At 47.8% G+C, this 16,959-nt stretch carries 16 protein-coding genes; 14 read left to right on the top strand and 2 right to left on the bottom strand.

The genetic code is table 11. From position 1 onward, the window contains the following. Positions 1 to 21 precede the first annotated feature (21 nt). From comX to FJQ58_RS09695, 3 genes are read left to right on the top strand one after another with little or no spacing between them, the layout of a single operon-like run. Positions 22 to 192, top strand: a complete 171-nt coding sequence (gene comX, locus FJQ58_RS32290; protein ID WP_161601433.1) for a competence pheromone ComX — start codon at positions 22 to 24, stop codon at positions 190 to 192. A 33-nt stretch (positions 193 to 225) separates the two neighbouring features. After that, positions 226 to 2,622 carry an ATP-binding protein gene (locus tag FJQ58_RS09700; RefSeq protein ID WP_139992759.1) on the top strand — a complete coding sequence of 799 codons (2,397 nt, stop codon included), beginning with the start codon at positions 226 to 228 and terminating at the stop codon, positions 2,620 to 2,622. Next, positions 2,600 to 3,250, top strand: a complete 651-nt coding sequence (locus FJQ58_RS09695) for a response regulator transcription factor (RefSeq protein WP_139992757.1) — start codon at positions 2,600 to 2,602, stop codon at positions 3,248 to 3,250. The genes FJQ58_RS09700 and FJQ58_RS09695 overlap by 23 nt, the downstream gene beginning before the upstream one ends. A 116-nt stretch (positions 3,251 to 3,366) precedes the next feature. Here the strand turns inward: FJQ58_RS09695 and FJQ58_RS09690 are convergent, their stop codons facing one another. Further along, positions 3,367 to 5,301, bottom strand: a complete 1,935-nt coding sequence (locus tag FJQ58_RS09690) for an ABC-F family ATP-binding cassette domain-containing protein (RefSeq protein ID WP_139992755.1) — start codon at positions 5,299 to 5,301, stop codon at positions 3,367 to 3,369. A gap of 154 nt (positions 5,302 to 5,455) precedes the next feature. Between FJQ58_RS09690 and FJQ58_RS09685 the strand changes: the two genes are divergently transcribed. The 11 genes from FJQ58_RS09685 to FJQ58_RS09635 all read left to right on the top strand — a co-directional run bounded on the left by FJQ58_RS09685 (position 5,456) and on the right by FJQ58_RS09635 (position 15,695). Then, positions 5,456 to 6,097, top strand: a complete 642-nt coding sequence (locus FJQ58_RS09685) for a 5-formyltetrahydrofolate cyclo-ligase (protein WP_238403932.1) — start codon at positions 5,456 to 5,458, stop codon at positions 6,095 to 6,097. Beyond that, the gene (moaC, locus tag FJQ58_RS09680) at positions 6,078 to 6,557 is read left to right on the top strand and encodes a cyclic pyranopterin monophosphate synthase MoaC (protein WP_139992751.1); all 480 of its coding nucleotides are present in this window, start codon (positions 6,078 to 6,080) and stop codon (positions 6,555 to 6,557) included. Before FJQ58_RS09685 ends, moaC begins: the two co-directional genes overlap by 20 nt. A 27-nt stretch (positions 6,558 to 6,584) precedes the next feature. Then, positions 6,585 to 7,079 carry a MogA/MoaB family molybdenum cofactor biosynthesis protein gene (locus FJQ58_RS09675; RefSeq protein ID WP_139992749.1) on the top strand — a complete coding sequence of 165 codons (495 nt, stop codon included), beginning with the start codon at positions 6,585 to 6,587 and terminating at the stop codon, positions 7,077 to 7,079. Further along, positions 7,076 to 8,131 (top strand): molybdopterin-binding protein, encoded by a 1,056-nt coding sequence (locus FJQ58_RS09670; RefSeq protein WP_139992747.1) that lies wholly within the window; start codon positions 7,076 to 7,078, stop codon positions 8,129 to 8,131. Before FJQ58_RS09675 ends, FJQ58_RS09670 begins: the two co-directional genes overlap by 4 nt. A 55-nt stretch (positions 8,132 to 8,186) precedes the next feature. Then, the gene (tatA, locus tag FJQ58_RS09665; protein ID WP_139992745.1) at positions 8,187 to 8,420 is read left to right on the top strand and encodes a twin-arginine translocase TatA/TatE family subunit; all 234 of its coding nucleotides are present in this window, start codon (positions 8,187 to 8,189) and stop codon (positions 8,418 to 8,420) included. A 94-nt stretch (positions 8,421 to 8,514) separates the two neighbouring features. Then, positions 8,515 to 9,303, top strand: coding sequence for a twin-arginine translocase subunit TatC (tatC, locus tag FJQ58_RS09660; RefSeq protein ID WP_139992873.1), 789 nt, complete (start codon positions 8,515 to 8,517; stop codon positions 9,301 to 9,303). A 120-nt stretch (positions 9,304 to 9,423) separates the two neighbouring features. Further along, positions 9,424 to 10,590, top strand: a complete 1,167-nt coding sequence (locus FJQ58_RS09655) for a YhgE/Pip domain-containing protein (RefSeq protein WP_139992743.1) — start codon at positions 9,424 to 9,426, stop codon at positions 10,588 to 10,590. 72 nt (positions 10,591 to 10,662) lie between these two features. Further along, positions 10,663 to 11,253 (top strand): TetR/AcrR family transcriptional regulator, encoded by a 591-nt coding sequence (locus tag FJQ58_RS09650; protein ID WP_139992741.1) that lies wholly within the window; start codon positions 10,663 to 10,665, stop codon positions 11,251 to 11,253. Positions 11,254 to 11,479: 226 nt separating this feature from the next. Then, positions 11,480 to 13,312 (top strand): heparinase II/III family protein, encoded by a 1,833-nt coding sequence (locus FJQ58_RS09645; RefSeq protein ID WP_139992739.1) that lies wholly within the window; start codon positions 11,480 to 11,482, stop codon positions 13,310 to 13,312. A gap of 30 nt (positions 13,313 to 13,342) precedes the next feature. Further along, complete coding sequence (locus tag FJQ58_RS09640) at positions 13,343 to 14,473, top strand: glycoside hydrolase family 88 protein (protein WP_139992737.1); 1,131 nt, start codon at positions 13,343 to 13,345, stop codon at positions 14,471 to 14,473. 43 nt (positions 14,474 to 14,516) lie between these two features. Then, positions 14,517 to 15,695, top strand: a complete 1,179-nt coding sequence (locus FJQ58_RS09635; RefSeq protein WP_139992871.1) for a DUF2264 domain-containing protein — start codon at positions 14,517 to 14,519, stop codon at positions 15,693 to 15,695. 116 nt (positions 15,696 to 15,811) lie between these two features. On the opposite strand, the gene isdG is transcribed toward FJQ58_RS09635, so the two are convergent. After that, positions 15,812 to 16,957, bottom strand: a complete 1,146-nt coding sequence (gene isdG / locus FJQ58_RS33175; RefSeq protein ID WP_139992735.1) for a heme oxygenase — start codon at positions 16,955 to 16,957, stop codon at positions 15,812 to 15,814. Positions 16,958 to 16,959 lie beyond the last annotated feature (2 nt).

Below are 16,959 nucleotides of genomic sequence, written 5' to 3'. Positions count from 1 at the left end.
TAGAGAAGCGGAGGAGTTAAAATGTTGAAAGAAACGATTCGACAGTTGGTAAGCAACACTGGTAACATGTCTATGGCTATGGGTGGACAATTGCAAATTGCAGGTGTTTCTGCGGCGGAACAAAAAGCTCTTCTTGGCGAACTTAAAGAAAAAAACGAAAAGAACAGCGGATACGCATACATGTGGAGCTAAAATCTTGATTATGCTTGAAGGGAAGAGGACAGCATGAAACCTACCGTATTGAACCGCATGATTGCAATCCTCTTCCTAGCAATATTTCTCGCTTCGCTCCTCTATTTGACTTCCGTAATCGTAAGAGTCCCCTCTATAGGTGCCGTATTGATTCAGGATACTGACGATCGCTATATCGTGAAGTCGATAGAGCCAGCAGGTCAGGCAGAAGTAAAGGGAATAAGGGTAGGCGATCAGATTCTAGAGGTTAACGGCCAGCCGGTTGAAGAGTTCCGCAATGTGAAGAAGTATAATTCAATTGAGAACGCCGATAATGTTCTTCTCTTACATAAGGATAACGTTCAGCAAGCCATATCCTTTCCGAAAGGATGGACAGGTGACCATTCGCTTTGGGAACTATTGCTTCAATTGTATATTCCGGGAATATCGCTTGTTATTTTTTGCGCTTTCTCCGCGTTTTTATATGTGAAGCGAAGAAACGACAAATCTGTCATTATGCTTATTTTATTTTTTATTTCTATTGGGATTAGCTATTACAGCTCAGCCGCTTCTTATCGAAGCGATCCAGTAGGCATTAGCGTTATTTATTTAATATTGCCTGCCATTCCTTTGCTGTTTATGAGTTTTATGAATATTTATTTGCAAAGATTCGACGTGAATTTCATCAGCAAGAAACTGCTGCGTACTTTATTCACCGTAATAGGGCTAGTCGGTGCTTCCAGCTTGCTCTATATTTGGACCAATCTGTTTCCCATCCAATTTTATAACTATATTGAAATGGCCTTTAGCGGGATGGTGCTCTTAGGCAATTTAGTATGCGTATTTAAGCTAGTCAGCAAATTTATGAAATATCGGAATACCAAGCTGCACTCTCTGTTTACCATTACGCTCATATCGCATTTGGTAGCATTTACACCATTCGCCACATTGAATTTGCTTCCTCAAATATTCGGGAAAAGCCAAATTCTCCCGGCGGCATTTACGGCGCTCTTTTTATTTATTCTTCCAATCGTCTATTTCTATTTATCCACTTCCAATCAATTGTTCGATATTGATTTTATTTTAACGAGATTTAAATACTACACGGCGCTTGCATTTGTACCCGCAGTCATCGTGTCTGCTCTTGTAGCTTTTGTATTACTAGGGGAGAACAATCCGTCATGGGCCGCATGGTTTGGCGTGTTTTTTGTCATCTACATCGGAATGACGTTGTTTTTATATGCCAAAGAACAAATCGATCAACGCTTTAGACCAAAGCTGTTCAAGGCGATGTACAGCTACCAGGACAGCCTTGACCGCTTCTCCCGCAAAATAGCCAGAGTTATGAAGCAAGGCGATTTGGAGGCTGTGCTAAAGCAGGAGATTGCTGATCTACTGCCAGTCAATCGCATTACGTTCATGGTGGTCGAGCAATCGGAAAATACCGTCTATCCGATGGGAGAGCATCCGGAGGAACTGATCACGGCAGAATTTTTGCTGGGAACGGTTAATTCCCTTCAGGTTGGCGAGCTGATTGAATTACCTTACGGCCTGGGACTGGTTATCGGAAGGCAGCGGTCGAGATATCATATTCTCTGGATCGGAATGAAGACGAACCATACTCGCTTCAACTCGGACGAGCTTCGCTGGCTTAAGACGATGTCGAACTATTCCAGTATCGTTTTTGAAAACTTGTATTTAATTGAGGGACTGATCGAGGATCTGGAATCCGAAGTTCGCAAGGAACAGTCTACTTCACCATGGGTGCTTCGCCTGCTATTCTGCTTGTCGGAGAACGAGAGAAGGAAGCTCGCTGCAGATTTACACGATTCAGCACTGCAGGACCAGCTGTTATGGTATCGGAAGCTCGAATCTATCATGATGGATTATCCGATTTCGGATAGTCTTGGGCGGGAGCTGGAGGATATCAAGGAGGGGCTGCTCGATGTTATCCATCAAATTAGGGAGACCTGCAACGAGCTTCGTCCGCCGCTGCTGAAGGAAATGGGCGTGGTTGAGGCCGTGGAATCCATTATTGAGCATACTCAAATGCGCGTGAATTTTGCAGTTGATTTCCGCGCTAAATCGTTTAACCGTCCGCTTAATGAGGAGCAAATTACGGCTATATATCGTATTGTGCAAGAGCTGCTTCGCAATGCGGACAAACATTCACAAGCTAAATTAGTTATTCTTGAGCTAGAGCTGCGTAAAGGAACTATCTATTTCCGGTATCAGGATGACGGTGTAGGTATGGATGTAAATCAAATGACAGTTTCTTTCGAGCATATGGGCTTGTCAGGCATTAAAGAACGGGTGACGGGTCTTGAAGGAGACATTTCATTTTATTCTCAACGCGGTAACGGCCTAGAGGTTGTTATTTTGTTGCCAGAAACAATGACAACCGGCATATCGGAGAGGGGTATATCGCGTGATTCGTATCTTATTAGTTGATGACCATCCTTCCGTTGGGGAAGGAACAAAAACGATGATTGAGCAAGACTCCGAGATGTCGGTAGCGGTTGTCCTATCGGCAATCGAGGCGCTTGATATTGTACAGGTAGAGCCTTTTGATCTGATTTTATGCGATTTGAACATGCCTGGCATTAGCGGTCTGGAGCTAACCAAGCGTCTCATCCAACAGGACCCGGAACGAAAAGTTATTATTTATTCGGGTTATGAGATTGGCTCGCATTTTAACTTGCTTATCGAGTCAGGCGTATCAGGCTTCATTTCCAAGACGGTTTCCAGAGAGCAACTTCACAATGCGATTCGCTGCGTAATGAGGGGAGATACGGTTATCCCAATCACGCTTCTCAAGCAGCTTAGACGGCATGAGGTAACTATAGGCAGGACCGAAGTTACGATTGAGGATGTATCGATTAACGAGAAAGAGCAGACGATTCTACACGAGGTAGCAACTGGTGTTAGCAATAAGGAGCTGGCAGCCATGCTGCATGTCAGCCAGAGAAACGTAGAGTATCAGCTATCGCGAATTTTTGACAAGCTGAATGTCCGCTCGCGCTCGGAAGCGATCAAAGAGGCACAACGACTCGGTTTAATCAGCCTAGAACAATATTAATTAGATACGCTGGGACATTTTATGCAACAAAGCATTTACCCAGTTAATCATAAACGGCAGATTAAGGATTTATCCTTAACCTGCCGTTTTATGTCTTGCATGATATTGTTGATCGGTTACATGTATTGCTCCCAATCTTCATAGGCGGCTGCTAGAGAGTTTTTACGAGTTTCTATGACCGCCTGAATTTCCTGAATCCGAATATAATCGTTGAAAATTGACGGATTTGTAAGCTGTACTTCCAATTCCGTAATTTGCTGCTCAAGTGTAGCAATTTCTTGTTCCAACTGCTCCAGCTTGCGCTGTTTTGCACGTTCTTCGCGCTTGGCTTGCTTGTCGGCTTCATAGGAACTGGCGGGAGCATTGTCGGAAACAGCTGTAGATTTTGAGCGAGTAGCCTGTTTTGACAGCGCTTCGAGCCTTGCTTCTTCGATTTCAATTTTTTTCTCTATCATTTCGTCATAATTTCCTAGGAAATGATCTGTTCCCGTTGGTTTGAGTTCGACAATTCGTTCTGCCATCTTGTTCAGGAAGTAACGGTCATGGGATATGAACAGCAAAGTACCTTCATAATCAAGCAAAGCAGCTTCAAGCACTTCTTTACTGAAGAGATCAAGATGGTTGGTAGGCTCATCCAAAATGAGCACATTCGCTTGGGCTAACATCAGCTTGGCTAGCGAGACCCGTGCTTTCTCACCGCCGCTAAGTGATGAAACTCGTTTTAGTACATCCTCGCCGCTGAATAAGAAGTTACCCAATACCGTGCGGATGCGGGCTTCTTCCATATGGGAGTAATTGCCCCATACTTCTTCAAGAACGGTGTTTTGACCGTTTAACCTAGTTTGCTCCTGGTCATAATAGCCGACTTTGACATGCGTTCCGAAACGGATGGTACCAGACGTAGGCTCATTTTGTCCGACGATTACTTTCAGCAAGGTCGATTTACCGATGCCGTTAGGTCCGATTAATGCCACGGTTTCGCCTCTGGTAAGCTGGAAGGAAACGTTGCGGAATATGGGGGAGTCCTTCTCTGGGAAGGTAACGGAAACATCTTGAACGGCAAGAACGTCTTTACCTGTCGAACGTTCGATTTCGAATGTGAAATTTGCTTTTTTCAAATCGCCCTGAGGCTTGTCCAGACGGTCCATTTTGTCGAGTGCTTTGCGGCGGCTTTGTGCCCGCTTCGTGGTTGAAGCCCGGACGATGTTGCGCTGGACGAACTGCTCCATCCGAGAAATTTCATCCTGCTGCTTCTCGAACTGCCGCATATTGATTTCATATTCGGCAGCTTTAAGCTCCATATATCGGCTGTAATTGCCAGTGTAGCGTTTCGATGTGTGACGCTCGATTTCAATTATCGTCTGTGCAAGCGCATCGAGAAAATACCGGTCATGCGAAACGACAAGAATAGCGCCAGAATATCCGCGCAAATATGATTCCAACCAGGTTAATGTCTCAATGTCAAGATAGTTGGTAGGCTCATCGAGCATGAGCAAATCGGGTGCCTGAAGCAAAATACGGGCGAGAGCTAGGCGTGTCTTTTGACCGCCGCTTAGCGTTGAAATTAAGGTGTCGGGCGGAAAACTGCCAAATCCCATGCCATGAAGAACGCTGTTAATGCGGGTATTGATTTCGAATCCGCCTTGCTCGCGAAACCAATCGGAGCGCTTGGCATAGCGGTCAAGGATATCGGTGTATTTTTTCTCATCATCATGAAGGGCAGGATCGGCAATTTTGATCTCTAGCTCGCGAAGCTCCTGTTCCGCTTCTAGCAAATGAGCAAACACAGCAAGCATTTCAGCTTCAATCGTACGGCTGGATTGTAAGCCGCTATTTTGGGCGAGATAGCCGATTTTTGTTTCTTTTGCTTTATGAATGGCCCCTGAATCCATGGACATTTCGCCAGCGATAATTTTTAGCAGCGTGGATTTGCCGGCTCCGTTAACTCCGACCAGGCCGATCCGTTCTCTTTCTTGAACCTGCAATGAAATATTGGATAACACGACGTTAACGCCGTAGCTCTTTGTTACGTTAGAAACCTGCAGCAGCATTTTGAAACCTCCAACAAATAATTGTAAATTAAGTAGGCTTTCACTACTCCTTAGTGTACCATAAACGAGCGCTTGCATTGGCGAAAGTTGCATAACAGTGGTAAACTACTATTAATGAAAGAAAAATGATGTAATGCAGAATAGGTGAATGCTTTTGGCTGAAACAAATCCAATTGGCGATAAAACTTACATACGGAAACAGATGGCCATGAAACGGAATGGTCTGCGAGCAGAGCAGAGGAAAATAGCCTCAGCCGCTGCCTGCACAAATGCACAAATGCTGTTTGAAAGCAGATCTGTCGATTCTTTTATGGTATACATTGCTTTTAGGAGCGAGCTTGATTTATCTGAGCTTATTGAATGGGGCTGGCGAACGGGACGTGAAGTTATCGTGCCCAAATGCATAGCTGCCGATCGTTCGATGATCCTTTATTATTTGCGAAGCTGGGACGAGCTAACACCGGGTGCATATGGGATCATGGAGCCAAACCCCGAAGCAGCGACAAAGGTGGAAGCAGGAGCTGCACCGGGAGCCATTATTGTTCCAGGCCTTGCTTTCGACAGGAATGGCGGGCGATTGGGGTACGGCGGAGGCTATTACGACCGATTCGCTGAACAAATGCAAGGCTACGCAGCTGGAAATGGCCATCGGCTATGGCTCGGCGCTTCATTTGAAGAACAGCTAATTGACGAGGTTCCTCTCGAAAGACATGATTTAGTCATGGACGGGGTAATTACCGAGCAAGCGGTGTATTTGCATAGAAGGAGTGATAGGAGTGGAACTGACGCATTTTAATGAGCAGGGACGGGCGCGGATGGTTGACATTACCGAGAAGGAAGTCACTTCACGCACTGCCGTTGCTCAAACGAAAGTAATCATGAATCCGGAAACATTAGCACAAATTAAGGCAGGCAAAATTGGCAAAGGGGATGTGCTGGCCGTTGCCCAGGTTGCAGCGATAATGGCCGCCAAAAAAACAGCAGATTGGATTCCAATGTGTCACCCGCTTCCGCTCACAGGCATAAATATTATGTTCACCGATAATGGGACGGACGAGCTATACATAGAAGGCGTCGTGAAGACCACTGGAAAAACGGGCGTAGAGATGGAGGCCCTTACGGCTGTCTCTGCGGCGGCTTTGACTGTGTATGACATGTGTAAGGCATTGCAAAAGGATATGGTCATTGGGCCGACGCAACTGGTATCTAAAACTGGCGGCAAGAGCGGAGATTATCAAATTTCGTCAAACCCATGAGCGGAATAGGAATGGGAGGAATGGGAAATGCGGTGGAAGGTAGCAATATTAACGGCAAGCGATAAAGGATCACGCGGGGAGCGAGAGGACACAAGCGCTCAGGTTATTCGCGAGCTGATTGAGGAAGAGCTCGGCGGCGAAATTGTGGATTACCGAATTGTTCCTGATGAGCAGGATGAAATTATGGCTGCGATCATTGAGATGACGGAGTATTTCCATGCCGATCTAGTACTAACGACAGGCGGGACGGGGCTTGCCCAGCGTGATGTCACACCAGAAGCAACGCTTAAGGTCATTGATCGTGCCGTGCCGGGGCTAGCAGAGGCGATGCGGATGGGGGCTTTGCAGAAGACCAGAAGGGCCATGCTCTCCCGCGGCGTTTGCGGCATTCGTGGAAGCTCGCTTATTGTCAATTTGCCTGGCAGCCCAAAAGGCGTTCACGAGAGCTTGATGGCGATTATGGATCAACTGCCGCATGCACTGGGCATCTTGTCCGGCCAGCTGGGGGAGCATAGCGGATGAGCCAAAATCAGCAGCAGGGAAACGATGGTGTCGAGCAGCTGGGAACGACCATACTAAGGGAAGTATCCGTCTATGATGCAATTGGGCTGCGGCTGGCACATGATTTGACGCGTATTATTCCCGGCCAATTCAAGGGACGTCTCTTCAAGAGAGGGCATGTGATCACCGAGGCAGATATTCCTAACCTGCTTGATATCGGCAAAGAACATATTTACATTATGGAACTTGGCGAAAATGAACTGCATGAGGATGACGCGGCGATTCGAATGGCCAAGGCTTTGCAAGACGATCAGCTTCTGCTATCCGAGCCCCATGAGGGCAAGGTAGGCATCAAATCGAATCTTCTCGGATTGGCAATCGTGGATAAAAGCATCGTGGATGCCATTAACGAGCTTGGAGAAATCGCGCTGGCTACGATTAAGACCAATACGGTTGTCAAGCCTGGACAGCAGCTTGCTGCAACAAGGGCCATCCCGCTCGTTGTGCCCAAAGCAAAGGTAGAAGCTGTGGAGCGATTGGCTGCTGAATACCGCGCAGCATATGAAGGGCATTCTCCTCTAACCGTCAAGCCTTTCCGGAAAATTCGAGCAGGCCTGTTAACGACTGGCGGAGAAGTGTTTAACGGCAGAATCGAGGATAAATTCGGTCCGGCCGTGAGAAGCAAGCTAGAAGCTCTTGGCTCAGAGGTTGGCGAGCAGAGATTTGCACCGGATGATCGACAAACAATTGTCAAGGAAATACACTATTTGCTTGAACAAGGGTATGATATGATACTAGTGACAGGCGGAATGTCGGTAGATCCCGATGACCGCACGCCGGGCGCGATTAAAGCATCAGGCGCGGAGATCATAAGTTATGGAACACCGATGCTGCCAGGCTCGATGCTGCTCATCGGTTATTTGAATGGAGTGCCGATTATGGGCTTGCCGGGCTGCGTAATGCATGATCCGTACACATCCTTTGATGTGCTGCTGCCACGAATTTTGGCGGGGGATACGATTGTGCGTGAAGATATCGTCAGTATGGGCTACGGCGGGTTAAACAACTGCTAAGTTTAAAATGCTTGCGAAGCCATAGGGGTTCGTAAGACATGAAGGAGGTAATAAGATGTCAGGTATAGGTGCAACGGGTATTATATTGTTAGTCTTGGTCGCTTTGCTGCTGTTTGGACCAAACAAGCTGCCGGAGCTCGGCCGTGCTTTCGGACGGACGCTGCGTGAATTCAAAGCAGGTGCAAGAGATATCATGGACGATGATGATCGTAAGGACAAGGATTCCAGCCGTGCTGAAGTAAATCGCTCAGAAAATAATGATAAAGAAAACAAGCGGCTTCCGGACTAATCGGGCCCGCTTTTTTCTTGAATAAAGAGCTGGAAACGGTAAGTGAAGGAGGTACATACAGGTGGGTACGGAAGCAAAAAATAAATCAGGGCAGATGTCACGTAAAGCGCTGCTTCGCGAAGAAGGGCTGATGCCGCTTCTTGAGCATCTTGGAGAGCTAAGGAAGCGACTCGTTTACGTGTTGATTATATTGGTTTTAGGCTTGGTCGTCGGTCTTGTATTCGCGCAGCCTGTTTATGATTTCCTGATGAGCCAGAAGCCGGCCAATACGATCTCCTTACATACGTTCTCGCTTTGGGACGGTATTGGCATGTATATGAAATTTGCATTCGTCATCGCTTTAATCTTGGCATTGCCGATGATTGCTTTTCAGCTTTGGGCGTTCGTAAAGCCTGCACTGCGCAAGAATGAGCAGCGATCCACGCTGAAATACGTTCCGTTCGCTCTGCTAATGTTTTTAATTGGTCTCGCTTTTTCTTATTTTGTCGTATTTCCGCTCGCGTTCAACTTTACAAGAACGGTTGCGCAGCACTTGAACTTGGAGGAGACGTACGGTATTGCGCAATATTTTACGTTCATGTTCAATTTGTTAATACCGATCTCTCTGCTTTTTGAACTGCCTTTAGTTATTATGTTTTTAACGGCCATTCGGCTGGTGAACCCGAAACGCCTACGCAAGATGCGCAGGTTCGCTTATTTCGTCATGGTGTTTATTGGGGTAGTCATTACGCCGCCTGATTTTATTTCAGATATTTTGGTCGCTATTCCATTGATCATTCTTTATGAGATTAGCGTGTTTTTATCCGGAACGGTGCATAAGAAGCAGCTTGCGGCAGATGCAAAATGGGAGTCCGAATTTGATGACTCGCTTCATAAGGCATAAAAGGAGAAGAGGATATTCCTCTTCTCCTTTTTTTTGTTGTTGACAAAACTTTAGTTTCTTCGTAGTATTTAAACAGGTGTTTAAAACAAACGTTTAAATAGACAATAGGAGTGGATAGGAATGAAAAATGCATTACAAGCCTTTATGAAACGTCCAACGACTTGGGTTGGGCTTATTACCGCCATTATGTTCCAGGTTATTTTCTCTGTCATTTGGATGACAGGCTATAATGGCGTTACGGATCGCATTGATCAATTGAAAATTGCTGTAGTCAGCGAGGATCAACAAATGGGGCAGCAAATTTCCACTGGCTTGCTTCAAAGCTTGCCTTTTAATATGAGTAAAATCGACAGCCTTGACGATGCCAAGGATCAGCTGAATGCTCGTGAGCTACAGATGGTCGTTGTCGTTCCGGCTGATTTTACTCAAAAAGCATCTGCAGCGGATGGCACGGCTTCCATTCAGTATTTGATTAATGAATCGAATCCTGCGCTTATTAAAAGCATAATGAGCGGCGCGGCAGCGCAAATTACGGCCCAAATTAACGGTCAAGCGGTCGCAGGCGGCATTCAAACCGTGCTTGGCAATATGAGCATGCCAGCTGATCAAGCAGCAGCAGCGGCGCAAGGATTATCACAGCGTGTCACATCGGACGTTCAATCGACGAATGTGGTAAAGGGAATGAACAACCAGATGGTTCCGATGATGATGGTGCTTGCTTCGTATGTTGGGGCCATGATTATGGGCATGAACTTTGAACAATCGTCTATGGCTGTAAGCGGATCGGTAAGCAGATGGCGCCGATTTGCGGCAAGAAGCGTAATCAATGTAATCGCGGCGGTTGTTGTTTCGCTGGTTGGCTCCACCTTGCTTGCTTCCTTCGGCGGTCAAATGGTTCAGGGCTTCCTTCATATCTGGTTATTCCAGCTACTGTTCGTACTCACGTTTATTTTTGTATCGCAGTTATTTCTATACTTGTTTGGAATGGCCGGCATGCTGTTTAATATTATTTTATTGTCTGCGCAGTTGGTTACTTCAGGTGCTATCGTTCCGCGCGAGCTGCTGTCGGACTTCTACATCAAGCTAGGCGATGCCCTTCCTGCTACCTATGCAGTAGAAGGCACAATGAATATTTTGTTCGGCGGCCCAGCTGCTACTTCTGACGCCCTTTTGCTTAGCTTGATTGCAGTGATTGCCATCGCGATTAGCATGTTTGCCGTAGCCATGAAGAAACAGCCTGTGCTTCAGCAGCAGCCAACGGTTGTCGTGGCAGGCCAGAAGCGTTAATCTAGCTAGGCGCTTGCCGTTTGTCCAAGAATCGTTCAAAATAAAGGAAATACGCTTCAATGGGGGACCGACATGTCAACAGGAGATGCGGATATTAAAGTTAAAATCTTGCTAGCTGCCAAAAAGCTATTCGCTAAGTACGGCTTCGAAAAAACGACCGTACGGCAAATTTGCGAGGAGGCTGGAGCCAATGTCGCCCTCGTGTCCTACCATTTTGGCGGGAAAGAAAATATGTTTGGCGCCATATTTGAGCATTTTTTCCCCAATGATCAAATCTCCAAAGTGGATCAACAGCTGGACCCGGTCGAGGGGGTTAAGCTTATTATCAGAGAAGTAACCAAATTCCGATTCAGCGATCGTCAGCTTATTTGCATCATTCAGCAGGAAATTATTATGAACACAGACCGTATTCGAAAAATACGGGAGCATGTGATGCCGATGTGGAGGCTGCTTCGGGAATGGCTTAAGCAGGGCGAGGAACAGGGCTTATTCCATTTCCGCTCGCTCGATACCGCATTAATGTCGATCATTGGCACGCTATTATTCCATAGGCATACCGAGTATTGGTCTATCATACTTGAAGAGGCCGATCCTGAATTGGAGCCGTTGATTGAGGATTTGACCATGTTCATCATGGGCGGATTGCAATATAAAGATAAATAAACGTGACAGGATACCGCTAGCGAAAATTCGCTGTGCGGTATTCTTTTTTTATAAGAAGGAATGGCATGTGGAGATAGACGAATGGGAATTAATACTGGTACAATTTATAGGTGGCATTCAAGGAGTTAAGGTGCTGCATGCACAACGTTTTTATAACGAAAATACATAGTAATCTGTCATCCGGAACGAAGAAACAGGGCAGTCAGAATAGGAGCTTAGTGATAAGATGAATCGCGATCAGATCGCCACAATTGTCGAGCGCCGCAGAAAACGAGGGCTTGCGCTGCTTGCTCCTGACAGTTCAATTGAGCTGCTGGCTGCAAGGCTGCACAGCTCTAAGGATAATCGTTCGCTGCTTGATGAAATGAAAGCAGAAGCTGACCATTTTGGGCAAACGCCCGATCCGGAGCTAACCTACGATTTGTTTCGTTTATATGGCGACACGGGAGAGCGGCTAGCTTACGAGAAGATTTATTTTGAGCGGCGCAAAAGGTTGAACGCTTTTGTTATTATGGCACTGCTTGAGCCTCAGCATTCAGGTTATGAGATGGCGGCATGGAATATCGTCTGGTCCATCTGCAATGAGTTTACCTGGTGTCTGCCAGCCCACTATAATGAGGGTGCAGTGAGACCGGACATTGATTTGTTTGCTGCGGAAACGGCTTTTGCGCTTAGCGAAGTGAAGGCGTTATTAGGCGAGCGGATGCCTGCCTTGTTGAAAGCTAAGCTTACAGACGAAGTAGAGCGGAGGATTTTCCTACCTTTTCTTGAACAAGGTCCTTACGGCTGGGAGACGGCTGATCACAATTGGTCAGCGGTATGTGCGGGGTCAATTGGCGCAGCGGCACTGCATCTTATGGACGATTCGGCAAGATTATCTGCTGTGCTGGAGCGCGTTCTTGGTTCTCTCGCATGTTACTTAAGCGGCTTTGGCGAAGACGGAGCTTGCGCCGAAGGTTATTTATATTGGCAGTATGGCTTTGGTTATTATGTTTATTTTGCCGAGCTCTTGAAGACAGCGACATCCGGCGAAATTGATTTGTTTGCTGCCAACAAGGTTAAGGAGATCGCATTATTCCAGCAGAAATGTTTTACGAGCGGGAGCATGGTTGTCAATTTCTCGGATTCTCCCGCTTCCAGCGGCATCTTCATGGGATTAAGCTGCTGCTTGCATAAGGAGTATGAAGAAGTGGCTGTACCAGATGCGAGCCTGAGAGCGTCGTATGCTGCCGACCATTGCGGGCGCTGGGCCCCAGCAATACGCAATTTGCTTTGGACGCAAGAAGAATGGCTGACGAGCTCGGGAGACAAGGCGATGTGGCCGTCCGAATCGTATTATCTGCCTGATGTGCGGTGGCTTTTGTCTAGGAATGTCAAAGAGGATGGAGCTGTGTACAGCTTTGCAGCCAAGGGCGGCCACAATGATGAACCGCATAATCATAACGATCTTGGCCATTTTATGGTGCATGCGGACGGACAAGCTTATTTGGCAGATCTCGGCAGCGGAAAATATACGGCGCACTATTTTGGCCCAGAGCGTTATACATTATGGTGCAATGGGTCGCAGGGACATTCGGTTCCGATTATTGACGATCATTACCAGAAAAGCGGCGTAACCTATCGTTCTGAGGTTGTTGAGGCGGCCTCTGGCGATGATATGGATAAGCTGATACTGGAGCTCAGCTCAGCTTATGAAGACACGGGACTGGAGCGGCTTGAGCGGAGCTTCAGCTGGAATAAGGAAGCGCTTCCTCGTCTTGTGCTGACCGATACTTTTTTATTTGGCATGAATGATAACCGTTCGTCTGAGCGGGCCGTAACAGAGAGGTTTATTACGCTGTTAAGTCCCACGCAAGATAGAGAAGGGCGGATCCTCATCGAAGGAAAGCGAAAGCTAAGCTTGACCTACGATCCTTCGGTTTGGACGCCTGTCGTAACCGCTAGAAGCGACATTGATCATTTTGGCGTTGAACGTTTCTGGCACACGCTTGATTTTCATGCAACGGCAGTTAAAGCAAAACCGCTCATTGGGACTTTTGTTTTTCAATTTGAATCCTGATCGACAAGGATACAGCAGGGAGAGAAAAAAATGGTGCAAACGAGTTGGGTAAATGAAGCTTGGGAAAAGGTACATGGGAAGGTTACGAGAACGAGCAATCGCATTGGTGCTAGATTTCCACATGCCAGCGTAGAGGGCACTTATGTGCTAGAGGCGCCTCATTGGTGGACCGCGGGCTTCTGGCCGGGCTTGTTATGGCTGTTATACCGTGACTCGGAATCGAAGGATGAGCGGTACAAAGACATTGCCGAAGCTTGCGAGCAGCAGCTAGATGAGGTATTAACGGGATTTGACAAGTTGGACCATGATATCGGTTTTATGTGGTCACTTACGAGTGTTGCTAGGTACAAGCTGCTTGGCGAAGAGCAATCGCGCAAACGAGCGCTGCTGGCAGCAAGCATTTTAAGCGGACGATTCAATGTCAAAGGAAACTATATTAGAGCGTGGAATCCGTGGAGTGAAGGCGATCGCAACGAAGGCTGGGCCATCATCGATTGTATGATGAACTTGCCGCTGCTGTACTGGGCTAGCGAAACGACTGGCGATCCGAGGTTCAAGCATTTGGCGATGGAGCATGCCGATACGGTGCTTGACCATTTTATCCGGACGGACGGTTCCGTTAATCATATCGTTATTTTCCATCCTCAGACGGGTGAATTTGAAAGCGTAAACGGTGGACAGGGCTTTGCGCCAAACTCGGCATGGTCACGTGGGGCCTCATGGGCGATCTACGGGATGGCGCTGAGCTTCCGTTATACCGGCGAGCCGAGATATTTGGAGGCTGCAAAGCGCGTAGCCCATTTCTTCTTGGCAAACCTGCCTGAGGATTCGGTACCGCATTGGGATTTCCGCTTGCCATCCGGCGTAGAGCGCTACCGTGATACCTCGGCAGGCGCATGCGCGGCATGCGGCTTGCTTGAAATCGCAAGATCGGTGCCAAGCGAGGAGGCAGAGCTTTATCAGGCAGCAGGCGAGCGGATCCTGCGCTCGATGTACGAAAATTACGGAGCTTGGGATAATGATGCAGAAGAAGGCTTGGTTCTCCATGGGACCAGCCACTATCCGGAGCGGAAAAACGTGGATGTTCCGCTCATATACGGCGATTATTTCTTTGTTGAGGGCTTGGCCAGACTAAGAGGAAATGCCGATACTTTTTGGTAGAATGGGGGGCTAGGCATTGCAATCGAATGAACTGGGCAGCACTCTGCTGTCTGACCGTAAATATTGGCTGGAGCAGATGCTCGCCATAAGCGATCCGGTTCTTAATGCACTCTCCGAGCGTCGCCTCAAAGAGCGAATGCCGATTGAATGCGCAGAAATTCCGGGAGCTTCGGCTAAGGAAAAAGAGGAGCTATTTGCTGACCGGGCTACATTCACCCATTTGGAGGCGCTTGGGCGCCTGTTATCCGGCATGGCTCCTTGGTTAGAGAATCAGCTATCCACTGGAGCTGAAGAGGAGACCCGGAGTCGTTATGCGGAGCTTGCTCGCGCAGCGATTGACGCAGGAACTGATCCGGAGTCGCCGGATTATATGAATTTCAGCGAAGGCTTGCAGCCTATTGTGGACGCGGCGTTTCTTGCGCAGGCGATTTTGAGAGCTCCCGTAGAGCTAGGCCAAAAGCTGGAGCCGCGCGTGAGAGCGAATGTGGTTGCTGCGCTGAAGCAAACGCGCACAAGAAAGCCAGTCTTCTCGAACTGGCTGCTGTTTGCGGCAACGACAGAGTCCGCTTTGTTCAAGCTGGGCGAAAGCGATTGGGATTCGATGAGGGTCGATTATGCCTTAAAGCAGCATGAGCAATGGTATCTCGGCGATGGCGCCTATGGCGATGGCCCCGAATTTCACTGGGATTATTACAATAGCTTTGTCATTCAGCCGATGCTGGTTGATGTGCTTGCAGCCGTTGGCGATCACTATGCGGAATGGGATGCTATGCGACCAACCATTGTGAGCCGAGCACAGCGCTATGCAGAGGTGCTTGAACGTTTAATCGGACCGGATGGCACATACCCGCCGATCGGGCGATCGCTGGCCTATCGCTTTGGAGCGTTCCAAAGCTTAGCTCAAAGCGCGTTGCTGGATACGCTGCCGAAATCGGTTAGCGGCGCGCAGGTGCGCTGCGCATTGACTGCAGCGATCCGCCGTACCTTGGAGGTGCCAGGCAATTTTACGGCTGAAGGCTGGCTAAGTATTGGCTTCTGCGGGCATCAGCCGGGGGTTGGGGAACGCTACATCTCAACGGGAAGCTTATACCTATGCTCCGAAGTCTTTTTGCCATTGGGTTTACCGGACACGCATCCGTTTTGGAGTAGCGCTGCGGAGCCTTGGACTTCGAAGAAAGCTTGGTCGGGGCAAGCCTTTGGGCTTGATACCGCATTGAAATAAGGTATAAGTGGAAAAAAAGAACAGGCAGACGATGGATGATTCCGTCGTCTGCCTGTTCTTATCGACCGACCATATGTTTAGGAATGGAATGAAATGAAAGAAGTCCGTAACGAATGTTATTGCGCTTTCGCTTCTGCGATGGCCTCGGCATGCACAGGAGGAAGCGGATTTCGTTTGATTTTGACCTCTTGGAAAACAATTTTGTTCGAAATAATGTAATCCGGCGTTTTGCGGTGAGAATGGGATTCACGGAATGCTTCGCTTCGCGTCCACGCTTGGAAATCGTCTTTGGAATTCCAACGCGTGACGACGGATACCTCATCGTACTCAGCCGTATTTTGTGTCAGCAAAACCTCAAGTCCGAGAAAACCTTCCATTCCTTCTACTTTGCCAATTCTGTCGAAACGCTCGATAAGCTTATCGCCGTTTCCTTTCGTAATGTGGGACGTGTTCGTTACAATAATCATAGTAGCATCCTCCTCATAATTTTTAGGGATTGGAATAATAACGGGATAGTTTTGATCGAAACTAACCTTCGCTTCAATCTCGTATACTTGCCTCAAAAAGCGAGAGGTAATCACCGTCTGCGGCGTTCCTGTCGAGATAATCTCGCCATCCTTCATCGCAATGAGATGATCGCAATAGGCGGCAGCCTGCTGCAAATCATGCAGGACCATTACGATGGTGATGCCATGCTCCTGATTGATCTTTCGCAGCATGCCCATGACCTCGAGCTGGTGGGAAATATCCAAATAGGTCGTAGGCTCATCAAGCAAAATAATGTCCGTTTTCTGAGCGAGAGCCATCGCAATACGCGCTTTTTGCTGCTCACCTCCCGATAAAGTATGAAACATGCGATCATCATGACGGCGAATACTCATCGTCTTCATCGCCCAATCAATGATTTTCTGGTCTTCCTCCGTCAAGCGCTGCTTGAACAGCTTCTTATGCGGAGAACGCCCGTAAGCGACGAGCTCACGGACCGTCAGCTCAGGCAGCATATCCTTGGCTTGCGGCAGCATCGAAATGGTACGCGCATAGTCTGCTCTCGAGTAGTCTCCCGCTTCTTTCCCTTGAATAGCAACCTCGCCTTTGTCAGCGCTCAGCAGCTTCGTTATGATTTTGAGCAGGGTGGATTTGCCTGATCCGTTCGGACCGATAATGGCAGTCATTTTGCCCTCTGGAATGGCAGTCGTTACGTCAAAAAGCTGAAACATCCCCATTTCCAGCTCAATTTCCTTCAAATCTATCGCTTTATTCATCA

Source organism: Paenibacillus paridis (assembly GCF_006345825.1).
Taxonomy (GTDB): Bacteria; Bacillota; Bacilli; order Paenibacillales; family Paenibacillaceae; genus Pristimantibacillus; species Pristimantibacillus paridis.
The sequence above is the reverse complement of the archived record's forward strand: the minus strand, read 5'-3'. Positions and strand labels throughout refer to the sequence as shown.

Bases quoted from the DNA above. Each gene is read 5' to 3' on its own strand.
- comX (WP_161601433.1), top strand. From the start codon at position 22: ATGTTGAAAGAAACGATTCGACAGTTGGTAAGCAACACTGGTAACATG.
- FJQ58_RS09700 (WP_139992759.1), top strand. From the start codon at position 226: ATGAAACCTACCGTATTGAACCGCATGATTGCAATCCTCTTCCTAGCA.
- FJQ58_RS09690 (WP_139992755.1), bottom strand. From the start codon at position 5,301: ATGCTGCTGCAGGTTTCTAACGTAACAAAGAGCTACGGCGTTAACGTC.
- FJQ58_RS09675 (WP_139992749.1), top strand. From the start codon at position 6,585: ATGCGGTGGAAGGTAGCAATATTAACGGCAAGCGATAAAGGATCACGC.
- FJQ58_RS09670 (WP_139992747.1), top strand. From the start codon at position 7,076: ATGAGCCAAAATCAGCAGCAGGGAAACGATGGTGTCGAGCAGCTGGGA.
- tatA (WP_139992745.1), top strand. From the start codon at position 8,187: ATGTCAGGTATAGGTGCAACGGGTATTATATTGTTAGTCTTGGTCGCT.
- tatC (WP_139992873.1), top strand. From the start codon at position 8,515: ATGTCACGTAAAGCGCTGCTTCGCGAAGAAGGGCTGATGCCGCTTCTT.
- FJQ58_RS09655 (WP_139992743.1), top strand. From the start codon at position 9,424: ATGAAAAATGCATTACAAGCCTTTATGAAACGTCCAACGACTTGGGTT.
- FJQ58_RS09650 (WP_139992741.1), top strand. From the start codon at position 10,663: ATGTCAACAGGAGATGCGGATATTAAAGTTAAAATCTTGCTAGCTGCC.
- FJQ58_RS09645 (WP_139992739.1), top strand. From the start codon at position 11,480: ATGAATCGCGATCAGATCGCCACAATTGTCGAGCGCCGCAGAAAACGA.
- FJQ58_RS09640 (WP_139992737.1), top strand. From the start codon at position 13,343: ATGGTGCAAACGAGTTGGGTAAATGAAGCTTGGGAAAAGGTACATGGG.
- isdG (WP_139992735.1), bottom strand. From the start codon at position 16,957: ATGAATAAAGCGATAGATTTGAAGGAAATTGAGCTGGAAATGGGGATG.